The following is a 21,924-nucleotide window of genomic DNA, read 5'->3' as shown; positions in this document are numbered from 1 at the left end:
GCTCGTTTCCGCTCACCTTGTGAGCGGAAACGAGCAACACCCACCCCCGGCCCGGCCGCCGCGGTGCAACTCGCGTGGAGATCGGACGGCGTCCGTTCGCGGTGCCCGGGCTCGGTGCCGGGCGGGTCCGCCTCAGCGCCGCCGGAAGCCGGGTCGACGGCGGTCCCGCGCGTTCCAGCAGGGCAGGTGCCAGTGTCTGCGGTCCTCGACACCCCCGGTGCCGTCGGCGGGCCAGGCCACGACGTGCGGCGTCCCGGACGACAGCAACTGGTCGCACCCGGGACACCGGTAGGTCTTCACGTCATTGCCGCCCGGGACCCGGCGGACGTTCCACTCGCCGTCCCGGGAGCTCTCCCGTGACGTGACCATGCCGCTGCCGAGCGGTGGCGCGACGGGACGGCCCCGCCCCCGTTCCGAGGGGCGGGGCCGCCGCGCGCGCCTGCCTGCCACGGGTCAGCGCTGGGTGTAGTCCCGGAACCCGTGCCCGGTCTTGCGGCCCAACCGCCCCGCGGTCACCAGGTGCTCGAGCAGCGGGGCCGGCGCGAAGCCGGACTGCCGGAACTCCGAGTACAGCGACCGCTGGATCGCCAGCGACACGTCCAGGCCGACCACGTCGAGCAGCTCGAACGGCCCCATCGGGAGGGCACAGCCGGTCTTCATCGCGGCGTCGATGTCGTCGGCCGTGGCGTAGTGCGCCTCGAGCATCTTCACCGCGTCGTTCAGGTACGGGAAGAGCAGTGCGTTGACGATGAACCCGGCCCGGTCGCCACAGCTGACCGGCACCTTGCCCAGCTTCTGGGCCACCGCGAGCACGGTGGCGGCGACCTCGCGCGAGGTCCCGATCGTCGACACGACCTCGACCAGCTTCATCACCGGCGCCGGGTTGAAGAAGTGCATCCCGATCACGTCACCGGGCCGCCCGGTCGCCGCCGCGCACTCCACCACCGGCAGCGACGACGTCGTCGTCGCCAGGATCGCCCCCGGCTTGCAGATCTCGTCCAGCGCTCCGAACATGGCTCGCTTGACGTCGAGCTCCTCGGCGACCGCCTCGACGACCAGGTCGACGTCGGCCATGTCCTCCAGCGACGTCGTACCGGTGATCCGCCCGAGGACCGCGTCCCGCTCGGGCTCGGCCAGCTTGCCGCGGGCCACCGCCTTGTCGAGCGACTTGCGCACGTGCGCGATCGAGCCCTCGACCTTCGACTCGCTGCGCCCGCGCACGACGACGTCGTACCCGGCCTTGGCGAACACCTCGACGATCCCGGAGGCCATCGTGCCCGTCCCGACGACACCGACCCGGCTGACGTCGCGCAGCGTCACGTCCTCCGGCACGGTCGACGACGGGGTCTCGTCGTCGGGCACCACGGTCGAGCTGTGCGGCGCCTCGTAGGTGTAGAAGCCGCGCCCGGTCTTCCGGCCGAGCAATCCAGCGGTGATCATCTGCTTGAAGACCGGGTTGGGCGCGTGCAGCAGGTTGCGCGACTCGGAGTACATCGTCTCGAGGATCTCGTAGGCGGTGTCCAGCCCGATCAGGTCGAGCAGCGCCAGCGGGCCCATCGGGTAGCCGCAGCCGAAACGCATGGCGGCGTCGAGGTCCTCGCGGGTCGCGTAGCGCTCCGCGTACATCTTCGCCGCGTGGTTGAGGTAGCCGAACAGCAGCGCGTTCGCGATGAACCCGGCGCGGTCGCCGATCACCACCGGGACCTTGCCCAGCGAGTCGGCGAACGCCTTCACGTCGTCGATCACGTCCGGCTCGGTGACGACGGTGCGCACCACCTCGACCAGCTTCTGCACCGGCGCGGGATTGAAGAAGTGCATCCCGACGACCTTGCCGGGGCGCTTGGTGCGCACCGCCAGCTCGGTGACCGAGAGCGAGGAGGTGTTGGAGCAGAGGATGGTGTCCTCGGCGACGACACCGTCGACGGTCCCGAAGATCTCGGCCTTGGCCTCGAGGTTCTCCGGGATCGCCTCGACCACCAGCTGGGCCGGGGCCAGGTCGGCCATCGAGGTGCTGATCGTGATCCGCCCGAGCAGCTCGTCGGCCTGCTCCTGGGTGAGCTTGCCGCGCTGCACCGCGCGCCCGGTGGACGCCGCCAGATGAGCCTTGCCGCGCTCACCGGCCTCGGCGTCGACCTCGACGGCGATCACCTCGAGGCCGTTGCGGGCGAACACCTCGACGATTCCCGCGCCCATGGTGCCGAGGCCGACCACTCCGACCGTCCGGATCTCGCGTGCCACGCTGCAACCTCCCAGTTGGACGTCTGTCGTTCCGGGCGATCCTGCCATCCAGGCCGCTACCGGTGGGTATCGTGCGACCAGGGCCACCCGCCCGCGTCGCCCGGGTGTGCAGCGTCCCGGCTCAGCGCCCGTGCCGGGCCCTCACCATCCCGATCAGTGCCTGCATGGTCCTCGCGGTCCGCCGGAACGAGGTCACCGCCACCGGCAGTGCGAACCGCTGCCGGGCCACCGACTGGGCCCGGGTGAACTCGCGCAGCCCGTCGGCGCCGTGGATCCGACCGAAACCGGACTCCCCCACCCCGCCGAACGGCAGCGACGGGATCCCGGCGAACGAGATGACGCCGTTGATCGAGACCATCCCGCAGCGCAACCGGGCGGCGATCTCCTCGCCCCGCTTCGCCGAGAAGACCGTGGCACCCAGGCCGTACCCGGTGGCGTTGGCGCGGCGGACGGCCTCCTCGACGTCGGGCACCCGGTTCACGACGACCAGCGGGCCGAAGGTCTCCTCGGTGACGGCCACCGAGTCCTCCGGCACGTCGGCGATCACCACCGGGGAGACGGTGCCGTCGTCGTGCACCGAGTCGAGGCCACCCACGATCGCCCGCCCGCCGGCCGACAGCGCGTCGGTGACGTGCCTGCGCACGACCTCGGTCTGCGACGGCATCGTCATCGGGCCGAGGTCCCCCTCGTGGGCGGCGGTGCCGACCCGCAGCTTCGCCGCGGCCGCACGGACCTTCTCCAGGAAGCGCCCGGCGACGGTCTCCACGACGTAGACCCGCTCCACCCCGACGCAGGTCTGCCCGGCGTTCGACATCCCGCCCCAGACGGCGGCGTCCGCGGCGGCGTCGAGGTCGGCATCGGAGTCGACGATCAGCGGGTCCTTCCCGCCGCACTCCATGAGCACCGGCACCAGGTTCTCGGCACAGGCGGCCATCACCCGGCGGCCGGTCGCGGCCGAACCGGTGAACGCGATCTTGCCGACACCCGGGGCCCGGCACAGCTCGGCACCGGTCGCCCCGAACCCGGTGACGACGCTCAGCAGCGGGTACCGGCCGACCTCGGGCACCGCCTCGGCGAGAGTGCGCGCCAGCTCGTGCGCGACACCGGGGGTCAGCTCGGAGGGCTTGAACACGACGGTGTTGCCCGCCGCGAGCGCGTAGGCGATCGACCCCATCGAGGTGAAGATCGGGTAGTTCCACGGCCCGATCACACCCACCACGCCGAGCGGCCGGTACGCCACCGACGCGGCCTGGTTGGCCATCAGCAGACCGGGCGACACGGACCTGCGCCCGAGCACCTTGGCCGCGTTCGCCGACGCCCAGTCCAGGTGGTCGATCGTGAGCACGACCTCGAGCCGGGCGTCGTCGAACGGCTTGCCGGTCTCGTCGGCCACCACCCGTGCCACCCGGTCGAGCTGGCGGACCAGCACCTTCTTCCAGGCGGCGAGCCGGGTACGGCGCCCGGCGAAGCCCAACCCGTCCCACCAGGCGGCGGCCTCACCCGCGGCGCGGACGGCCGCGCGCACGTGCTCGCCGTCGTGCACCGGGTAGCGGGCCAGCTCGGCCCCGGTGCGCGGGGACAGCGACGCGAAGTCGGTGCTGCCGGCGGCATCGGTGGCGGCGGTCACGGCGGAGTCAGCGGCAGTGGCACTCACGTGATCAGCGTAAACGCCGGCGGAAGGTCCGGCCGGGCCCGAGCTGGCCCGGCGGGGTCAGAACAGCCGCATCTCCTTCGACGTCATCCCGCGCAGCTCGTCGTAGTCGACGGTCGCGCAGCGGATGCCGCGATCGGTGGCCAGGGTCCGTGCCTGAGGCTTGATCTGCTGCGCGGCGAACACGCCCCGCACCGGGGCGAGCAGCGGATCGCGGTTCATCAGCTCCAGGTACCGGGTCAGCTGCTCGACGCCGTCGATCTCACCGCGGCGCTTGACCTCCACCGCGACGTGCCCGCCGTCGGCGTCGCGGCACAGCAGGTCGACCGGCCCGACAGCGGTCATGTACTCGCGGCGGACCAGCGTCCAACCGTCGCCGAGGGTCTCCGGGTGCGCGGCCAGCAGCTCCTGCAGGTGCGCCTCGACACCGTCCTTGACCAGGCCGGGATCGACGCCGAGCTCGTGCGTCGAGTCGTGCAGCACCTCGTCGATGGTGATCACCAACGACTCGTCGGCCTTGTTGCGCACGGTCCAGACGCCGGGCTCCTCGGTGAGCCAGCACGGCGGGGACATCCAGTTCAGCGGCTTGTAGGCGCGGTCGTCGGCATGGATGCTCACCGAGCCGTCCTGCTTGACGAGCAGCAATCGCGGGGCCATCGGCAGGTGGGCGGTCAGCCGTCCTGCGTAGTCCACCTGGCAGCGGGCGATGACGAGGCGCACCCGGCTCACTGTAAGCCGACGGTGACCGGCGAAGCTGGGCGGGTGATCGAGCAGATCTCGACCCGCCGGGTGTACGCGAACAGCTGGATGACCGTCCGCGAGGACGTCGTCCGGCGGCCGGACGGCAGCGAGGGGGTCTACGGCGTCGTCGACAAGCCGACCTACGCCCTGGTGATCCCCCGGGACGACGACGGCAGGCTGCACCTCGTCGAGCAGTTCCGCTACCCGGTCGGGGAGCGCCGGTGGGAGTTCCCGGCGGGCACCGCGCCGGACCGGGCGGAGATCGACCCGGCCGAGCTCGCGGTCCGCGAGCTGGTCGAGGAGACCGGCCTCGCCGCGACCGCGATGACCTTCCTCGGCCTGCTCGACGTCGCACCCGGTATGTCGAGCCAACGCGGCTGCGTCTACCTGGCCTCCGGGTTGACCGCGGGCCCGCCGCAGCGTGAGCACCCCGAGCAGGACATGCGCTCGGCCTGGTTCACCCCCGAGGAGTTCGAGGAGGCGGTCCTGCGCGGCGGGATCACCGACGCGCAGACCCTCGCCGCCTACGCGCTGCTGCGCCTGCACGACTCGCGCCGCTCCCGCTGACCGCGGGCCAGCAGGGCGCCCAGCAGCTCGGCGTCGAGCGCGGGTTCGCCGTCGAACGACTCGCGGACCAGCACCGCACCGCGGACGTCGTGCCCGGCGGTCGGTTCGGAGCGGACCACCACCGTCGCCAGTCCCGCCCCGAGGGCGGCCCGCAGCCCGGCGGCCGAGTCCTCCACCGCCACCACGCAGGCCGCCGGCATCCCCAGTCTGCGCAACGCCAGCCGGTAGCAGCGCGGGTCCGGTTTCAGCGCGGCCACGTCGTCGCCGTACACGGCCACGTCGATCCCGCGTGCGACGTCGCCGATCAGGTGCCCGACCAGCGGTTCGGCCCACTCCCGGCGGCCGGTCGTCACCACCCCGATCCGGACGCCGCGCCGGCGCAGGTCCGCGACCAGGGTCCGGACCCCGGGCCGGGCCGGGATCGAGCCGGACCTGGCGTGCTCGGCGAACAGCGCCGTCTTGGTGCGGTGCACCTGCGCGGCGATCCGCTCCGCCTCCTGGGCGCGGTGCCCGCGACGGCGGAGGTCGGCGGCGATGCGTTGCCGGCCACCGGTGACGGCGAGCAGCCGGGCGTAGTGCGCGGCGTCCCAGTGCACGCCGACGCCGTGTTCGGCGAACGCCCGGTTGAACGCGGGCCGGTGCCCGTCGCGTTCGGTCTCCGCGAGGGTCCCGTCGACGTCGAACAGCACCGCCGACGGCACGTCGCCGGGGCTCACCGGTCCAGCTCCATCAGGTGGAACAGGATCAGCAGCTGAGCGATCGCCAGCGGTTCGCTGCGCTCGGTGCCGATCCGTCCCAGCTCCTCCGGGGTGTCCCGGCCGGGTGCGCCCAGCTCGGCCCAGATCGCCTTCTCCACGGCGACCGACTCCTCGCGGGGGACGTAGCCGTGCACGTGCAGCGACTCCACGGGCCGTCCGTCCGGGTCGCGTTCCAGCTTGAGGTGCATCGCCCGGCTCAGCCCGGGCTGCAGCACCCCGGTCAGGTCGGGGTGCGGGATCGTCGGGCGCAGCATCACCGTCGCCGAGAGCGGGGTGTCCGCCGGATCGTTGCGGCTCTCGATCGGTGCGAAGCGCACCACCAGGTCGGCGTGCCTGCGTTGCGGACGGATGAACTCGGCCGACTCCGGCTCGCGGCGTTCCAGCTCGGCCAGCACCTGCTCCGGGGAGTAACCGCGCTTCGCGCAGTCCCGCTGCACCTTCCACCCGCGGCGGATCTCCTCCGGCGGGTCCAGGTACACGGTGACGTCGAAACACGCCCTCGCCAGCTTGGAGTACAGCGGCAGCAGCCCCTCGACGATCACCACCGGGGCCGGTTCCACCAGCTCGGGCCGGACCAGCTCGCCGGTCGAATGGTCGTAGACCGGTTTGAGCACCGGCTCACCGGTCGCGAGCAGCTGCAGGTGCTGTTCCATGATCCCGATGTGGTTGCAGTCCGGGTGCAGCGCCGTGAACGGCAGCCCGCGGCGTTCGGACCGGTCGTAGCGGTGGTAGTCGTCGGTGCACAGCGACACGCACCGCTCCGGCCCGAGCGCCTCCACGAGCCCACGGGTGAGCGTGGTCTTGCCCGCGGCGCTGTCCCCCGCGATCGCCAGCATGATCGGTCGGCGGCGTGCCTCGTCGGGCGCGGCCCGCCGGATCCGCAGTGACTTGTCCGGCACGGCGGTCCTCCTCTCCACGTCGGAGGGGACGACGCTAGGGAGCCCGCGCCGGTGCGGCTCCCCCGTCACGGGGGAGCCGCGGGGGGAGAACCCGACCTATGGTGGTGACCATGACGGGCGCCACACCGCTGCGGCTGGTCGTGGTGGACGACCACGAGATGGTCGTCCAGGGCCTGAAGGCGATGCTCGGCCCGTTCCGCGGCCGGGTCCGCGTCGTGGGCACCGCGCACGACGCCGAGGCGGCGCTGGCGGCCGCGGTCTCGCTGGAGCCCGACATCGTGCTGTGCGACGTGCGGATGGCCGGCGAGTCCGGGTTGGACCTGTGCCGCAGGCTGCGCGACCGGCTCCCGGACCAGAAGGTGGTGCTGCTGAGCGTCTACGACGACGAGCAGTACCTGTTCCAGGCGCTCCGCGCAGGGGCGGCCGGTTACCTGCTGAAACGGATCGGCGGTGAGGAACTGGTCCGGCAGCTGGAGCTGGCGGCGACCGGCACGACCGTGGTGGACGCGACGATGGCCGGCCGGGCGGCGGCGTCGGCGGCCCGCCTGGAGCGCAACGAGTTCTGGCCCGGCGCCCGGCTCGGGCTGACCCACCGGGAGAGCGAGGTACTGGCGCTGCTGGTCGCCGGGCACTCGAACCGCTCGATCGCCGCCGAGCTGGTCATCGGCGAGGAGACGGTGAAGTCGCACGTCCGGGCGGTGCTGCGCAAGCTCGACGTGCCGGACCGGACGGCCGCGGTCGCCGTCGCGCTGCGCGAGGGCGTGTTTCGCTGAACAACCATCAGTCGAACGGCGAAGAGTCTGCCGTAAACACTCGATTGTCCGTCTGACTGTCGCGCCGGACGCTGGTCCCATGAGCGACCGATGGAGCGCAGGCGTCATCCCCTATGCCGAGATGGGGTACTGGCAGCCCGACTACGAACCCCGCGACACCGACCTGCTGTGTGCCTTCCGGGTCACCCCGCAGGACGGGGTCCCGCCCGAGGAGGCCGGTGCCGCCGTCGCCGGCGAGTCCAGCACCGCGACCTGGACGGTCGTCTGGACCGACCGGTTGACCACCTACGAGCACTACCAGGCCAAGTGCTACCGGGTGGAGCCCGTCCCGAACACGCCCGGCCAGTGGATCGCCTACATCGCCTACGACCTCGACCTGTTCGAGGAGGGTTCGATCGCGAACCTGACCAGCTCGATCATCGGCAACGTGTTCGGGTTCAAGCCGCTCAAGGCGTTGCGGCTGGAGGACATGCGGATCCCGCCGCACTACGTCAAGACCTTCCCCGGCCCGCCGCACGGGATCGTCACCGAGCGCGAGTACCTGAACAAGTTCGGCCGCCCGCTGCTGGGCGCCACCACCAAGCCCAAGCTCGGTCTGTCCGCACGGAACTACGGCCGGGTCGTCTACGAGGCGTTGCGCGGCGGGCTCGACTTCACCAAGGACGACGAGAACATCAACTCCCAGCCGTTCATGCGCTGGCGGGACCGCTTCCTGTCCTGCATGGAGGCGGTGAACAAGGCACAGGCCGAGACCGGCGAGGTCAAGGGCCACTACCTCAACGTCACCGCGGCGACGATGGAGGACATCTACGAGCGCGCCGAGTTCGCCCGCGAGCTGGGCAGCGTCATCGTGATGGTGGATCTGACGGTCGGCTACACCGCGATCCAGAGCCTGTCGAGGTGGGCCCGGCGCAGCGGGGTGATCCTCCACCTGCACCGGGCCGGGCACGGCACCTACACCCGGCAGAAGAACCACGGCGTCAGCTTCCGGGTGATCGCCAAGTGGATGCGGCTGGCCGGGGTGGACCACATCCACGCCGGCACCGTCGTCGGGAAGCTGGAGGGCGACCCGAACGCGGTCGCCGGGTTCTACGACGTGCTGCGCGCCGGACGCAGCACCGCCGACCCGGTGAAGGGCCTGTACTTCGACCAGGACTGGGTGTCGATGCCGGGGACCATGCCGGTCGCGTCCGGCGGGATCCACGCCGGGCAGATGCACCAGCTGCTGCACCACCTCGGCGAGGACGTCGTGCTGCAGTTCGGCGGCGGGACGATCGGGCACCCGATGGGCATCGCCGCCGGCGCCGAGGCGAACCGGGTCGCGGTCGAGGCGATGATCAAGGCCCGGAACGAGGGTGCCGACTACCTCGCCCAGGGCCCGGAGATCCTGCGAGCAGCCGCGAAACGCAACCGGCCGCTGGAGACGGCGCTGTCGACCTGGGGCGACATCACGTTCGACTACGCCTCCACCGACACCCCGGACGTCGTGACCACCCCCACCCCGGCCTGAGACGGAGGCACCGATGCGCGTCACCCAGGGCACCTTCTCGTTCCTGCCCGACCTCACCGACGACGAGATCACCGCACAGATCCGCTGGGCGCTCGACCACGGCTGGCCGTGCGCCGTCGAGTTCACCGACGACCCGCATCCCCGCAACACCTACTGGGCCATGTGGGGCATGCCGATGTTCGACCTGACCGACCCGGCCGGGGTGCTGGCCGAGGTGAACGCCTGCCGGTCGGCCCACCCGGAGCACTACGTCCGGGTCAACGCCTACGACGCCTCGCTGGGCCGGCAGACCGTGGCGCTGTCGTTCCTGGTGGCGCGGCCCTCGGTCGAACCGGGGTTCCGGCTGGACCGGGCCGAGGGTGCGGACCGGCGGATCGGGTACACCGTGCACCCGTACGCCACCGAGCGTCCGGCGGGTTCGCGTTACGGCGCGACGGGGAACGGCCGTGCGCCGCGCTGAGCCCGGTGCCATCGGCCCGCGGGCCGGTGGTACCGGCGGCCCCGCCACCGCGGCGCCGCCCCGGATCGCGTTCGGCTCGTCGGCCCCGGCCCCGGCCGCCGACCGTGCGCGCCCGGCCTCCCCCAGTGCCGAGCCCGGTGCCGAGCCGGGCGCCGAGCCCGGTGCCGAGCTGGGCGCCGGTGACACCGTCGACCTGAACGAGGTCCGCCGCGAGGCCGGTGTCGACGACGTCCTCGACGGCCTGGACCGCGAGCTCGTCGGGCTGGCACCGGTGAAACAGCGGCTGCGCGAGCTGGCCGCACTGCTCGTCGTCGACCGGGTGCGGGCCCGCTTCGGACTCGCCACCGGGGCCCCGACGCTGCACATGTGCTTCACCGGCAGCCCCGGCACCGGCAAGACGACGGTGGCCCGGCGGATGGCCGGTCTGCTGCACGGCCTGGGCTACCTGCGTACCGGGCACCTGGTCTCCGCCACCCGTGACGACCTGGTGGGCGAGTACGTCGGGCACACCGCACCGAAGACCAAGGAGACCGTCCGGCGGGCGCTCGGCGGGGTGCTGTTCATCGACGAGGCCTACTACCTGCACCGCGCCGGCAACGAGCGGGACTACGGCGGGGAGGCCATCGAGATCCTGCTCCAGGCGATGGAGGACCATCGCGACGACGTCGCGGTGATCCTGGCCGGTTACGCCGACCGGATGCAGACCTTCTTCGCCGCCAACCCGGGGATGCAGTCGCGGATCGCCCATCACGTCGAGTTCCCCGACTTCTCGGTGGACGAGCTGGCCGAGATCGGCGGCCGGATGGTGCGCGAGCTCGACCTCACTCTCTCCGCGGACGCGACGACCGCGCTGCACGAGTACCTGGAGCTGCGCATGCGGCAACCCTGGTTCGCCGGGGCCCGCAGCGTCCGCAACGCACTCGACCGGGCCCGGATGCGTCAGGCGCAACGCCTCGCCTCCACCGGCGGGGCGGTGGGGCTCTCCGACCTCGTCACGCTCACCGCTCCCGATCTGCGGGCCAGCCGCGTGTTCGGCCTCTCCTGATCCCGCGGCAGGCGGGTGCGACGGGGCGGTCGCTCACTACCCTGCTCCGGTGACCACCACCGCCCGGATGCGCGCGTTCGTCGCGCTGGCCGAGCACGGGTCGGTGCGCGGCGCCGCGGCCGCACTGATCGTCACCGAGTCCACGGTCTCGGCCGCGGTCCGCGCGCTCGCCGACGACGTCGGTGTCCCGCTGGTCGAGCGGGACGGCCGCGGGATCCGGCTGACCGCGGCCGGGCGTCGCTACGCCGGGTACGCGCGGCGGGTGCTCGGCCTGCTGGAGGAAGGCGCGGCCGCGGCCCGCGGCGAGGCCGACCCGGAGCACGGCCGGGTCCGGTTGGCGGCCGTCACGACCGCGGGCGAGCACCTGCTGCCCGGGTTGCTCGCCGGGTTCCGCGCCCGGTACCCGGGGGTGGCGCTGGAGGTGGACGTGGCGCCCAGCGACCGGATCTGGCCGATGCTCGCCCACCACGAGGTGGACGTCGTCGTCGCCGGACGGCCACCGGCGACGGGCGGCCCGGGGGCCTCCGGCCCACCCACCGTGCGCGCGGTGCGCGACAACGTGCTGGTCGTGGTCGGCGCACCCGGTTCGGTACCGGACCCCGCCACGGCGACCTGGCTGCTCCGGGAGGCCGGATCCGGGGTCCGGGCGACCCTGTCCACGCTGCTCGACGCGCTCGGAGTGGATCCGCCGCGGCTGGTGCTCGGTTCGCACGGTGCGACCGTCGCCGCCGCCCGGGCCGGCCTCGGCGTCACGCTGGTGTCCCGGGAAGCGGTGCGACGGCTGATCGCCGACGGCGAGCTGGTCGAGCTGCAGGTCCCGGGGACCCCGCTGGACCGGCCGTGGCACGTCGTCACGCATCCGGACGCGACCGCGAGCACGGCGCTGCTGCTGCACCACGTGCTCGCCACGCCGCCGTGGCGGGTGCCCTGAGCGGCGCGCTCCATTCACGCCCACGTTCCGCGGCGGGGGCCGCCGGGCGCGTTCCGCGGAACGCGCCCGGGAGCCCCGGAGGCCCCGGGTGGGGCTGGATCCACTCACGTGCTGAGCGGATCCAGCCACCGGACATGCCCCCGGACGACAGGCACGAGGCACCGGTTCACCCCGATCAGGCCGCCTCCGGCGACGGCGCGGCGTTGCGCCGCACCTCGGCGAGCAACGCGGCCTGCGCGGCGGGCACCGCGCCCGGGTCACCGCGCCAGGCGTGCAGTGCCGGGGTCACGAGTGCCCGCCCGAACGAGAAGGTCACCGGCCAGGGCGCGGGCAGCTCCCGGATGGCGGCCAGGTTCGCCGCCGCGGTCACCGGGGGCCAGCCGCCGGAGAGGAACGCGACCCCGGCCAGGTCGTCGGGGACGGTCGCGCGGAGCACGTCCAGCGTCGCCCGGGCGACCGCCGCGGGCTCGGCGACGTCGGTGTCCGCCCCTGCGGTGACCATGTTCGGCTTCAGCACGGTCGCCGCCGGATCGACACCCGCGTCGGTGAGGGCCGTGGTGACCGCCGCCAGCACCCGCGCGGTCACGGTGGCGGTGCGGTCGAGCGGATGCGCTCCCTCTGCCAGTACCTCCGGCTCGACGATCGGCACCAGTCCGGCCCGCTGGCAGTCGGCGGCGTAGCGGGCCAGCGCGTGCGCGTTCGCCCGGACCGCCCAGGTCGACGGCAGGTCACCGGCGATCCGGAACACCGCCCGCCACTTGGCGAACCGGGCGCCGAGCGCGACGAATTCGGCGGCCCGCTCCGGCAGCCCGTCCAGCCCGGTGGTCACCGTCTCGTCCGGAGCCCCGGCCAGCGGGGCCGTGCCGGTGTCCACCTTGATCCCGGGCAGCATGCCGAGCCCGGTGATCCCGGCGGGGAACGTACGGCCGTCGGCGAACCGCTGCCGCAGGGTCTCCTCGCAGAGGATGACCCCGTTGACGCCGTCGGCCAACCCGTCCGCGGTGACCAGCAGCTCCCGGTAGGCACGACGGTGTTCGGCGGAGGCCGGCACCCCGGCGTCGGCCAGCCGTTTCGACATCGTCGTGACGCTCTCGTCGGCGGCGAGCACGCCGCGCCCGCCGGTCACCAGCCGGCGGGCGGTGGCGCGCAGCCCGCCCGGCAGCAGCGCCGGGTGTCGGTCCGTCATCGGTGCACCTCCCGTGGATCGTGCCCGGCGGCTCCGCCGGGCCCGGACCGACGCTAGGTGCGCGGCACGATGCGGCCCTCCCCCGCCGGGAGGACCGGGCGGGGGAACCACACATCAGGCGGTCGTCAGGAGAGTCGTCAGGAGATCAGGACGGGCAGCTGCGCCACCCGGCTCGTCCCGGGCTGGGGTTGCCAGACGATCTCTCGCGCGGGAACCGCGAGCCGCAGATCGGGGAAGCGGTCGAACAGCATCCGGAGACCGACGTCACCCTCCTGCCGGGCCAGCGCCGCGCCCAGGCAGTAGTGCGCTCCCTGGCCGAACCCGACGTGCCCGTCACCGCGTCCGGCCCCCCGCCGGACGTCGATCTCGTCCGGTCGGTCGTAGGCGCGCGGGTCGTGGTTGGCCGACAGCAGACCGGCCGTCACCGGGGTCCCGGCGGGGATCAGCACCCCGCCCAGCTCGACGTCCTCGACCGGGTACCGGAACTGGGTGAACTGGACCGGTCCGCGGGCACGCATCAGCTCGTTGACCGCAGCCGGCCACCGGTCCGGTTCGGCCCGCAGTACCGCGAGCTGATCGGGGCGGGTCAGCAGGGCCAGTGCGCCGTTGGACAGCAGGTGCGCGGTGGTCTCGTGCCCCGCCATCACCAGAGCGAAGATCATCGTGACCATCTCCTGGTCGGAGAGCCGGTCACCGTCGTCCTCCTGGGCCGCGATCAGCGCGCTGACCAGATCGTCGGCCGGTTCGGCGCGGCGTGCCGCGATCAGTTCGTGCACGTGGCCGACGGCAGCACGCAACACCTCGGGGGTCCGTCCGGGGTCCATCGACGTCAGCACCCGGCCCCAGTCGTGCCACTGCGCACGGTCCGGCTCGGGGACCCCGACGAGCTCGCAGATCACCGTGATCGGCAGCGGGTAGCCGAACGCCTCGACCAGATCGACCGGTGCGCCGCGCGCACCCGCCGCGGCGATGTCGTCGAGCAGGCCGGCGGTGATCTGCTCGACCCGGGGCCGCAGCGCCTGCACCCGGCGCACCGTGAAGGCGCGCGACACCAGCTTGCGCAGCCGGGTGTGGTCGTCGCCGTCGACGGTCAGGATGGTCCGCAGCAGGTAAACGGCCAGGTCGTCGGGAACGCCGGCCTGGCGCAGCAACGTGTCCCGCAGGTTCGACCCGGCACCGGCGAACTCCGGATCGGTGACGAACCGCGGATCGGTGAGCACGGTGCGCACCTCGTCGTAACGGGTCACCAGCATCATCGGCGGGCCGCCCATCAGGGACACGGTCGCCGCCGGCGCCTGCTCCCGCAGCCGGGCGTACCCGGCGTAGGGGTCGTCGGTGAACTCGGGGGCCAGCAGGTCCGGAACTCCAGTCGGTGCGGTCATGTCGTGCTCCCCTCGGTGGTGGTCCGGCGGGCCCGGGATCACCGGGTCCGGCGGTGCCATTCGGTGTCGATGTGTTCGATCAACGGCCGGTACAACCCGGCGGCCTCCGTCGCGACGGAGGCGGCGGTGCCCGCCTCGTGCTCGGGATCGAGACCGGGGGCGGCGAGCAGGCGGCGCACCGTGTACTCGAGGAGCTCACCGCGGTCGCCCCCGGTGGCCGGTGCCCCGACCTGCGGCAGCCCGTCGGTGAGGAAGTAGCCGTAGACCACCGATCCCCAGGCGTGGATCTGCAGATCGGCGGGCAGGTCGTCGGCGACCAGCCCGGCGTCACGCAGCAGGCGGAAGTAGCGGTGCGCCACGTCCTCACGCATCGTCGCGAGGTCACCGAGCGCCTCGACCGCCTCGTGGGCGAGCCGCCCGAGCACATCGGCGTCGCCCAGGTAGACCGCGCGGCACACATCGTCACCGCGCATCCGCTCGTAGAACAGTCGCGACATCCGCCACGGCAGCGCGTTCGCCGGCTCGGCGGCCATCCGGTCGGCGAGATCGGCGAACAACCGCCGCTGTGCCCGCAGCAGCACGGTCAGGAACAACGCGTCCTTCGTCCGGACGTGCAGGTAGACGGTGCCCTTCCCGACCCCGGCCCGCCGGGCGACGTCCTCGATCGTCACCCGGCGGTAGCCCCACCGCACGAGCAGTTCCGCCGCCGCGTCGAGCACCCGCTCCATCCGCTCGGTGTCACCCGGGACCCGCTCCACCACCGCCACGACACTCCCCTGACCCCGTGACCTTCTGACCCTCTGACCCTCTGACCAGAATCGCTTATCCAGTCATCACATCACGGTAGCTTCGCCGCGCCGCCCTGTCGAGATACCGTCAGAGGTATGGCCGACTACGAGCATCTGCTGGTCAAGCAGGACGGGGACACGGTCCGGATCACGATGAACCGGCCGCAGCGGCGGAACTCGCTGACCGCCGGGCACCTCCGGGAGCTGCTGGACGCGTTCGAAGGCGCAGGCCGCAGCGATGCGACCGGAATCGTGCTCGCCGGTGAGGGCAAGGCGTTCTCCTCCGGGCACGACTTCGGTGACGTCGCCGAACGCGACCTCGCCGGGGTGCGTGAACTCCTGCGGCTGTGCACGACGGTGATGCGCACCGTGCAGGAGGTGCCGCAGGTCGTCATCGCACGGGTGCACGCGACGGCCTGGGCGGCGGGCTGCCAGCTCGTCGCGTCCTGCGATCTGGCGGTCGCCGCGGAGTCCGCGACGTTCGCTCTGCCGGGCGGTAAGGGCGGCTGGTTCTGCCACACCCCGGCGGTGCCGGTCGCCCGCAACATCGGGCGCAAGCGACTGATGGAGCTGGCACTCACCGGGGACCCGATCGACGCCGCCACCGCCGCCGAGTGGGGCCTGGTCAACTACGCGGTGCCGGACCAGGAGCTGGACGCCCGGGTGGACGAGCTGCTCGCCCGCGCCACCCGCGGCAGCAGGCTGTCCAAGGCCGTCGGGAAGCAGACGCTCTACGCCCAGCTCGACCGCCCCGAGGCGGACGCCTACCAGATCGCGACCGAGGTCATGGCCTCGATGTCGCAGTCCGGCGGAGCCCGGGAGGGGATGGCGTCGTTCCTGGAGAAGCGACCGCCGCAGTGGTCGGACTAGCGGCACACCGCGGCCGGACGAGCCCGGGCGCCTCGATCACCTAGGCTCGTCCGGACCATGGACCACCCGATCCGACTGAGCCGGCGCCGCCTGCTGGGCACCGCCGCCCTGCTCGGTGGTGCCGCGATCGGGCTGGCCGGCTGCGGCCGGGAGTCGGCCGACGCGCTGACCCGGGTCCGGGCCGGTGGCGACGTCGTGGTCGGCATCTCCGGGGAACGGCCGTTCGGATTCACCGACGGGGCAGGGCGGCTGACCGGCCAGGGCCCCGAGGTCGCGCGCGCGGTCGTCACCGGGCTCGGCGGCGGCGGCCTGGTCGCCGTGCAGGTCCCCTTCGAACGGCTCGTCCCCGACCTGCTGGACGAGCGGTTCGACCTGGTCACGGTCGGCCTGACCATCACCCCGCTGCGGTGTCAGCAGGTCGCGTTCTCCCGGCCCGACTACATCGCCCGGACCGGCCTGCTCGTCCGGACCGGCAACCCGCTGGGTGTCGCGACGTTCGGCGGCGTCCGGCGCTCCGGCGCGACGCTCGGTGTGCTGGGCGGATCCGCCGAGTTCGAGTACGCGCTCGCCGCCGGGATCGGATCCGACAAGATCGTCACGTTCGACTCGCAGGGCGCGCTCGTCCGCGGCGTCGCCGGTGGCCAGGCCCAGGTCGGGGCGCTCACCCGGATCTCGCTGCTGGACGAGGTGCGGCGCAACGCAGGCATCGGCCTCGAGGTCACCCGGGGGTTCGCCCCCGAGGTGAACGGCAGGCGGGTCGTCGGCGCCGGCGCGTTCGCGTTCCGGCCGGCCGACGCGGAGTTCCGCGCGGAGTTCGACCGGGAGCTGACGGCACTGCAGGAATCCGGCCGTTGGCTGGAACTCACGCGTCCGTTCGGGTTCACCGAGGACAACCTCCCGCCGCCTGATCTCACCGTCGACGACCTCTGCGCGCGCACACCCGAGTCGTGACCTCCCGCGGGTCCGCGGGATGCGAGGATCCGGCACATGGCACTGCGCATCGCCGGGATCCCGGTCCCCGGCCCGTCCGACCTGCTCTCCGGGGCGGCAGCCGTCGTCGACCGGACCGGTGAACTCGCCGGAACGGTGGTGGCGCTGCCGGCACGCGCCGGCGAGCTGATCGACGACATCGGGTCGCTGGTCGGCCGGATCGGCACGATCGCGGACCGCGCGGAGGCGCTGCTGGACCGGGTGGACGGCGTCGTCGACCGGGCGGAGGGCCTGCTCGTCCGGGTCGACGCGGTCGCCGTGGACGCCGAGTCCCTGGTCTCCCGGGTCGATGCGGTCGCCGTGGACGCCGAGTCCCTGGTCTCCCGGGTCACCACCGTCGCCGACGGCGCGGACGAGCTGGTCCGCCGGGTCACCACCGTGGCCGTCGACGCCGAGGCCCTCGTCCGCGCGGTCACCACCGTCGCCGAGGACGCGGACGGGCTGGTCCGCCGGGTCACCACCGTGGCCGAGCGGACCGACGGACTCGTCGAACGGGTCACCGCGGTGTCCGAGGAGGCGGGCGGGCTCGTCCGCACCACGACGACCGTCTGCGACCGGGCCGGTAACCTCATCTCGCAGGTCGAGCAGGTCACCGCGGACGCGACCGGCGTCATCGGCTCGGCCCGCCAGGTCGCCGACCGAGCGAACGACGTCGTCACCGAGGCGCAGGGCGCGAGCCGACAGGCCGGCGAGCTGCTCGATCTCTACGGCCCGCTGGCCCGGGAGGCGGCGCCGCTGGCCCGCAAGTTCGTCGACGAGCTGTCCGAGGACGAGATCCACGCCGCGATCAAACTGGTCGACCATCTCCCGGTGTTCACCGAGCACATGGAGAACGACATCATGCCGATCCTCGCGACGCTCGACCGCGTCGGACCGGACGTGCACGAGCTGCTGGACGTGCTGAAGGAGGTCCGGCAGGCGATCGTCGGCATCCCCGGCTTCCGGCTCCTCAGCCGCCGGGGCAGCGACCGGACCGACGACTGACCGCGCCGCCGCTCACCCCTGGCCGAGTCCCTGGGCCTGCCGGATCAGCGACACGATCTCGTCCATCATCTCGGTCATCCGGTAGTTCTTGGGCGTGAAGACAGCGGCGACCCCGCCCTCGCGCAGCCGCTTCTCGTCGTCGGGCGGGATGATCCCGCCGACGACGACCGGGATGTCCCCGGCGCCCGCCTCGCGCAGGCCGCGCACCACCGCCGGAACGACCTCCAGGTGCGACCCGGACAGCACCGACAGGCCGACCGCGTGCACGCCCTCCTGCACCGCGGCCGCCACGATCTGCGACGGGGTCAACCGGATGCCCTGGTAGACGACCTCGAAGCCGACGTCGCGGGCCCGCACGGCGACCTGCTCGGCGCCGTTGGAATGACCGTCCAGACCGGGCTTGCCGACCAGCAACCGCAGCCGCTGGCCCAGCTCCTCGCCGGTCGCGCGCACCCGCTCGCGCACCTCGGCGATCTCGGTCGCGGCCTCGCCGGACGCGCTCGCCCCGGACACCCCGGTCGGTGCCCGGAACTCGCCGAACACCTCGCGCAGCGCGCCCGCCCATTCGCCGGTCGTCACGCCGGCCTTGGCGCAGTCGATCGAGACCTGCATCAGGTTCTGTTCGGTCTTCGCCGCGTCCCGCAGCGCCCGCAGCGCCTCCTCGACCGCCGCCTGGTCCCGCTCGGCGCGCCAGGCCCGGATCGCGTCGATCGCGGCCCGCTCGGTGGCCGGGTCGACGGTGAAGATCGCCTCCGCGCCCTCGGCCTGCAACGGGCTGGGCTCGGTGCTCTCGAACTTGTTGACGCCGACGACGACCTCCTCGCCGGACTCGAGGCGGCGGCGCCGCTGCGCCAGCGAGCTGACCAGCTCACCCTTCATGTAGCCGCTCTCGACGGCCTCGACGGCGCCGCCCATCTCCTGCACCCGGTCGATCTCGGCCCGGGCCCCCTCGACGAGCTCGGCGACCTTGGCCTCGACGACCCGTGACCCGTCGAAGATGTCCTCGTACTCCAGCAGGTCGGTCTCGTAGGCGAGCACCTGCTGCATGCGCAGTGCCCACTGCTGGTCCCACGGACGGGGCAGGCCGAGCGCCTCGTTCCAGGCCGGCAGCTGCACGGCCCGGGCCCGCGCGTCCCGGGACAGGGTGACGGCGAGCATCTCCAGCACGATCCGCTGGACGTTGTTCTCCGGCTGGGCCTCGGTCAGGCCCAGCGAGTTGACCTGGACGCCGTAGCGCAGGCGACGCTGCTTGGGATTCTCGACACCGTAGCGTTCCCGGGTGATCTCGTCCCAGAGCCGGGCGAGGGCGCGCATCTTGCACATCTCCTCGACGAACCGGATGCCCGCGTTGACGAAGAACGAGATGCGGCCGACGACGTCGCCGAACTTCTCCGGCGGCACCTGCCCCGAGTCGCGGACCGAGTCGAGCACGGCGATCGCGGTGGACAGCGCGTACGCCAGCTCCTGGGTCGGCGTGGCGCCGGCCTCCTGCAGGTGGTAGCTGCAGATGTTGATCGGGTTCCACTTGGGGATCTCGGTGACCGACCAGGCGACCATGTCGGTGATCAGGCGCAGGCTCGGCCCGGGCGGGAAGACGTAGGTGCCGCGGGACAGGTACTCCTTGACGATGTCGTTCTGGGTGGTGCCGGCGAGCTTCTGCCGGACCTCGGAGTAGTCGAGGCCCTGCTGCTCGGCCTGCTCCTCGGCGACCGCGACGTAGAGCGCCAGCAGCCACATCGCCGGGGCGTTGATCGTCATCGAGGTGTTGGCCTCGGCGACCGGGATGCCCTCGAACAGAGCGCGCATGTCGCCGATGTGGCTGACCGGGACGCCGACTTTGCCGACCTCGCCCTTGGCGAGTTCGTCGTCGGGGTCGTAACCGGTCTGGGTGGGCAGGTCGAAGGCGACCGACAGGCCGGTCTGGCCCTTGGCCAGGTTGCGCCGGTAGAGCTCGTTGGTCTTCGCCGCCGACGAGTGCCCGGCGTACGTGCGGATCACCCACGGGCGGTCGCGCTCACGATCGGTCGGGTAGGGCACCGGACACCTCCGCGTCGTCGTCGGCACAGTCGGCAGAGCCTGCACGGATACTACTGGCGAGTAGCCGATTCGTGTCGCCGAGTCCGCACTCGTCACACCCCTGCGCTCGGCAAACTACGCGATCCGCGCGGGAAACCGAGCACTGGATCGGTTCACCCCGCCCGCTCGGCGAGGCGGGCGGGGCCCCCGGGTGCGACGATCGGGCGATGGACCTGGACCTCGTCCCCCGGTTGGGCACGGTGATCGGCCTGGTCACGGCGCTGGTCCTGATCGGGCTGCTGCTGCGCTGGACGTTCGGTCACCAGCGGAACGTGAAACTGCCCACCGACGACCCGGACGACCCGGTGGCGACCGGCCTGCTGACCGAGGTCTCCCGCGTCCCGGGCCTGGACGCGGCCCGGGTGCTGCGCGACCGGCTGCGCGCCGCCGGGATCCGGGCGACGATCTCGCAGCACGAGGGCGGTGCCGGGTACGCGCTGCTGGTCTTCCCGCGCGACGTCGAGGACGCCAAGGTGGTGCTGTCCCGCGGGTCGTTCTAGGCGCGGTGGGTCTCCCGCAGCACGGTCTTGAGCACCTTCCCGCTCGGGTTGCGCGGCAGCGCGTCCACCAGTCGCAGGTGCCGCGGCCGCTTGTAGGCGGCGAGCCGTTGCCGGGAGTAGGTCTCGACCTCGGCGACGGTCGGGGGATCGGCCGGGTCCCGCGGCACGACGACGGCCAGGGGCGTCTCCCCCCACGTGGGGTCCGGGACGCCGATCAGGGCCACGTCGGCGATCTTCGGGTGCCCGGCGAGGACGTTCTCCACCTCGGCGCAGTAGATGTTCTCACCGCCGGAAATGATCATGTCTTTCTTCCGGTCGACGACGTAGAGATATCCGTCCTCGTCCGCGCGCACCAGGTCGCCGGAGTGGAACCAGCCGCCGCGGAAGGCCTCCGCGGTCTCCTCCGGCTTGTTCCAGTAGCCGGCCATCACCATCGGGCTGCGGTAGACGATCTCCCCGACCTCCCCGCGCGGGACGTCGTTCATGTCCTCGTCGACGATCCGGACCTCGACCCCCACCATCGGCGTCCCGATGGACCCGATCTTGCGGATCGAGTCCTCGCCGCGCAGGTTCGTGGTGACCGGGCTGCACTCGGTCTGCCCGAACGCGGTGCAGACCTCGGCCTGCGGGAACGCGTCGATCATGGTGCGGAGCAGGGTGGTGGACGCCGGCGCCGCACCCCAGGAGATCCGGTGCAGCCGGGACAGGTCGTGGGCGGCGAGATCGACCGAGCAGACGGCCTGCCACTGCGCCGGGACCATGAAGCACGACGTGACGCCCTCGGCGGCCAGGGTGCGCACGGTCTGCTCCGGGTCGAAGCCGCCCGACGGCGGGATCACGACCTTCCCGCCGGTGATGAGCACCGGCAGCATCCCGGAGAGCCCGGCGATGTGGAACAGCGGCGCCGCCGACATCCACACCCGGTCGTCGCCGGTGGTCCCCAGCGTCGCCATCGAGCAGAAGGCGTGCAGGTACAGGTTGCGATGGGTGAGCACCGCGCCCTTCGGGTGCCCGGTCGTCCCGGACGTGTACATGATGTAGGCCGGTGCCTCGTCCGGCACCGCGAGCTCCTCGGGTCCGGCCGGCCCGGTCTGCTCGCCGGCCAGCAGCGCCTCGTACTCCTCGCCGAACGTGACGACCGACCCGACGGCGGGCGCGCCCGCACGGGCCTGCTCGACCGCGGGGGCCAGGTCCGGATCGACGACGACCAGGCTCGATCCGCTGTCGTGGAGGATGTAGCGGATCTCCTCGGGCGCGAGCCGGAAGTTCACCGGCACCGCGATCGCCCCGAGCCGCAGGACCGCGAGCCAGGACTCCACGACCTGGATGCTGTTGCGCCCCAGCACGGCGACCCGGTCGCCGGAACCGATCCCGCGGCCGGCGAGTACGCCGGCGAGCCGGTCGACCCGGGCGTCGAGCTCGCGGTAGGTCCGCCGGTGCACCGGGTCGGTCAGGGCCACCGCGTCCGGTGAGACGCGGGCGTGCCGGGCCACCAGGTCGCTCATCGTCATTCCCCGGCCGGGGATCGCGGCCCCTGGCATCGTCCCGGACATCGTCGTCCTCGCTTCCGTCGCG

The 21,924-nt window shown here is 72.8% G+C and carries 21 protein-coding genes; 10 read left to right on the top strand and 11 right to left on the bottom strand.

Translation table 11 applies throughout. The annotated features are described in order from the left end of the window. Positions 1-132 precede the first annotated feature (132 nt). From AB0J24_RS04715 to nucS, 4 genes are all read right to left on the bottom strand, one after another. Positions 133-369, bottom strand: a complete 237-nt coding sequence (locus AB0J24_RS04715) for a hypothetical protein (RefSeq protein ID WP_358675397.1) — start codon at positions 367-369, stop codon at positions 133-135. An 84-nt stretch (positions 370-453) separates the two neighbouring features. Continuing rightward, positions 454-2,238 carry a 3-hydroxybutyryl-CoA dehydrogenase gene (locus AB0J24_RS04710; protein WP_358675394.1) on the bottom strand — a complete coding sequence of 595 codons (1,785 nt, stop codon included), beginning with the start codon at positions 2,236-2,238 and terminating at the stop codon, positions 454-456. 121 nt (positions 2,239-2,359) lie between these two features. After that, positions 2,360-3,865 carry an aldehyde dehydrogenase family protein gene (locus AB0J24_RS04705; protein WP_358675453.1) on the bottom strand — a complete coding sequence of 502 codons (1,506 nt, stop codon included), beginning with the start codon at positions 3,863-3,865 and terminating at the stop codon, positions 2,360-2,362. 84 nt (positions 3,866-3,949) lie between these two features. Beyond that, positions 3,950-4,609: an endonuclease NucS gene (nucS, locus tag AB0J24_RS04700; RefSeq protein ID WP_358675392.1), complete on the bottom strand. Its 660-nt coding sequence runs from the start codon at positions 4,607-4,609 to the stop codon at positions 3,950-3,952. Positions 4,610-4,696: 87 nt separating this feature from the next. Between nucS and AB0J24_RS04695 the strand changes: the two genes are divergently transcribed. Beyond that, on the top strand, positions 4,697-5,197 hold the full coding sequence (locus tag AB0J24_RS04695) for an NUDIX hydrolase (RefSeq protein WP_358675450.1): 501 nt from the start codon (positions 4,697-4,699) through the stop codon (positions 5,195-5,197). On the opposite strand, the gene AB0J24_RS04690 is transcribed toward AB0J24_RS04695, so the two are convergent. Beyond that, positions 5,155-5,913 carry an HAD-IA family hydrolase gene (locus AB0J24_RS04690; protein ID WP_358675389.1) on the bottom strand — a complete coding sequence of 253 codons (759 nt, stop codon included), beginning with the start codon at positions 5,911-5,913 and terminating at the stop codon, positions 5,155-5,157. The two genes, AB0J24_RS04695 and AB0J24_RS04690, sit on opposite strands and share 43 nt — an antisense overlap. Beyond that, positions 5,910-6,854 (bottom strand): phosphoribulokinase, encoded by a 945-nt coding sequence (locus tag AB0J24_RS04685; RefSeq protein WP_358675386.1) that lies wholly within the window; start codon positions 6,852-6,854, stop codon positions 5,910-5,912. Before AB0J24_RS04685 ends, AB0J24_RS04690 begins: the two co-directional genes overlap by 4 nt. 110 nt (positions 6,855-6,964) lie before the next feature. Between AB0J24_RS04685 and AB0J24_RS04680 the strand changes: the two genes are divergently transcribed. The 5 genes from AB0J24_RS04680 (at position 6,965) to AB0J24_RS04660 (ending at position 11,573) form a co-directional block, all read left to right on the top strand. Beyond that, positions 6,965-7,627, top strand: a complete 663-nt coding sequence (locus AB0J24_RS04680) for a response regulator transcription factor (RefSeq protein WP_358675383.1) — start codon at positions 6,965-6,967, stop codon at positions 7,625-7,627. 79 nt (positions 7,628-7,706) lie between these two features. Continuing rightward, the gene (locus tag AB0J24_RS04675; protein WP_358675380.1) at positions 7,707-9,137 is read left to right on the top strand and encodes a form I ribulose bisphosphate carboxylase large subunit; all 1,431 of its coding nucleotides are present in this window, start codon (positions 7,707-7,709) and stop codon (positions 9,135-9,137) included. A gap of 13 nt (positions 9,138-9,150) precedes the next feature. Beyond that, positions 9,151-9,597 (top strand): ribulose bisphosphate carboxylase small subunit, encoded by a 447-nt coding sequence (locus AB0J24_RS04670; protein WP_358675377.1) that lies wholly within the window; start codon positions 9,151-9,153, stop codon positions 9,595-9,597. Next, a complete protein-coding gene (locus AB0J24_RS04665; protein ID WP_358675374.1) occupies positions 9,584-10,642 on the top strand; it encodes an AAA family ATPase in 1,059 nt (352 codons plus the stop codon). The genes AB0J24_RS04670 and AB0J24_RS04665 overlap by 14 nt, the downstream gene beginning before the upstream one ends. A gap of 49 nt (positions 10,643-10,691) precedes the next feature. Then, positions 10,692-11,573, top strand: coding sequence for a LysR substrate-binding domain-containing protein (locus AB0J24_RS04660; protein ID WP_358675371.1), 882 nt, complete (start codon positions 10,692-10,694; stop codon positions 11,571-11,573). A 175-nt stretch (positions 11,574-11,748) separates the two neighbouring features. Here the strand turns inward: AB0J24_RS04660 and AB0J24_RS04655 are convergent, their stop codons facing one another. The 3 genes from AB0J24_RS04655 to AB0J24_RS04645 all read right to left on the bottom strand — a co-directional run bounded on the left by AB0J24_RS04655 (position 11,749) and on the right by AB0J24_RS04645 (position 14,908). Beyond that, a complete protein-coding gene (locus tag AB0J24_RS04655; RefSeq protein WP_358675368.1) occupies positions 11,749-12,759 on the bottom strand; it encodes a class I fructose-bisphosphate aldolase in 1,011 nt (336 codons plus the stop codon). Positions 12,760-12,896: 137 nt separating this feature from the next. Further along, positions 12,897-14,141 (bottom strand): cytochrome P450, encoded by a 1,245-nt coding sequence (locus AB0J24_RS04650; protein WP_358675365.1) that lies wholly within the window; start codon positions 14,139-14,141, stop codon positions 12,897-12,899. 38 nt (positions 14,142-14,179) lie between these two features. Further along, positions 14,180-14,908, bottom strand: a complete 729-nt coding sequence (locus tag AB0J24_RS04645) for a TetR/AcrR family transcriptional regulator (protein WP_358675362.1) — start codon at positions 14,906-14,908, stop codon at positions 14,180-14,182. Positions 14,909-15,025: 117 nt separating this feature from the next. On the opposite strand from AB0J24_RS04645, the gene AB0J24_RS04640 reads away from it, so the two are divergent. The 3 genes from AB0J24_RS04640 to AB0J24_RS04630 are packed head-to-tail and all read left to right on the top strand — an operon-like array spanning position 15,026 to position 17,773. Continuing rightward, complete coding sequence (locus tag AB0J24_RS04640; protein ID WP_358675359.1) at positions 15,026-15,799, top strand: enoyl-CoA hydratase-related protein; 774 nt, start codon at positions 15,026-15,028, stop codon at positions 15,797-15,799. 57 nt (positions 15,800-15,856) lie between these two features. Further along, complete coding sequence (locus AB0J24_RS04635) at positions 15,857-16,750, top strand: transporter substrate-binding domain-containing protein (RefSeq protein ID WP_358675356.1); 894 nt, start codon at positions 15,857-15,859, stop codon at positions 16,748-16,750. 36 nt (positions 16,751-16,786) lie between these two features. Beyond that, positions 16,787-17,773 (top strand): hypothetical protein, encoded by a 987-nt coding sequence (locus AB0J24_RS04630; protein WP_358675354.1) that lies wholly within the window; start codon positions 16,787-16,789, stop codon positions 17,771-17,773. A 12-nt stretch (positions 17,774-17,785) separates the two neighbouring features. Here AB0J24_RS04630 and AB0J24_RS04625 read toward each other — a convergent pair whose 3' ends face one another. Next, complete coding sequence (locus AB0J24_RS04625) at positions 17,786-19,810, bottom strand: protein meaA (RefSeq protein ID WP_358675351.1); 2,025 nt, start codon at positions 19,808-19,810, stop codon at positions 17,786-17,788. A 206-nt stretch (positions 19,811-20,016) separates the two neighbouring features. Between AB0J24_RS04625 and AB0J24_RS04620 the strand changes: the two genes are divergently transcribed. Beyond that, on the top strand, positions 20,017-20,349 hold the full coding sequence (locus AB0J24_RS04620) for a hypothetical protein (RefSeq protein ID WP_358675348.1): 333 nt from the start codon (positions 20,017-20,019) through the stop codon (positions 20,347-20,349). Here AB0J24_RS04620 and AB0J24_RS04615 read toward each other — a convergent pair. After that, complete coding sequence (locus tag AB0J24_RS04615) at positions 20,346-21,854, bottom strand: long-chain-fatty-acid--CoA ligase (protein ID WP_358675345.1); 1,509 nt, start codon at positions 21,852-21,854, stop codon at positions 20,346-20,348. The genes AB0J24_RS04620 and AB0J24_RS04615 overlap by 4 nt on opposite strands. Positions 21,855-21,924: the final 70 nt, after the last annotated feature.

The organism is Pseudonocardia sp. NPDC049635 (genome assembly GCF_040659795.1).
Classification (GTDB): domain Bacteria; phylum Actinomycetota; class Actinomycetes; order Mycobacteriales; family Pseudonocardiaceae; genus Pseudonocardia.
The sequence above is the reverse complement of the archived record's forward strand: the minus strand, read 5'-3'. Positions and strand labels throughout refer to the sequence as shown.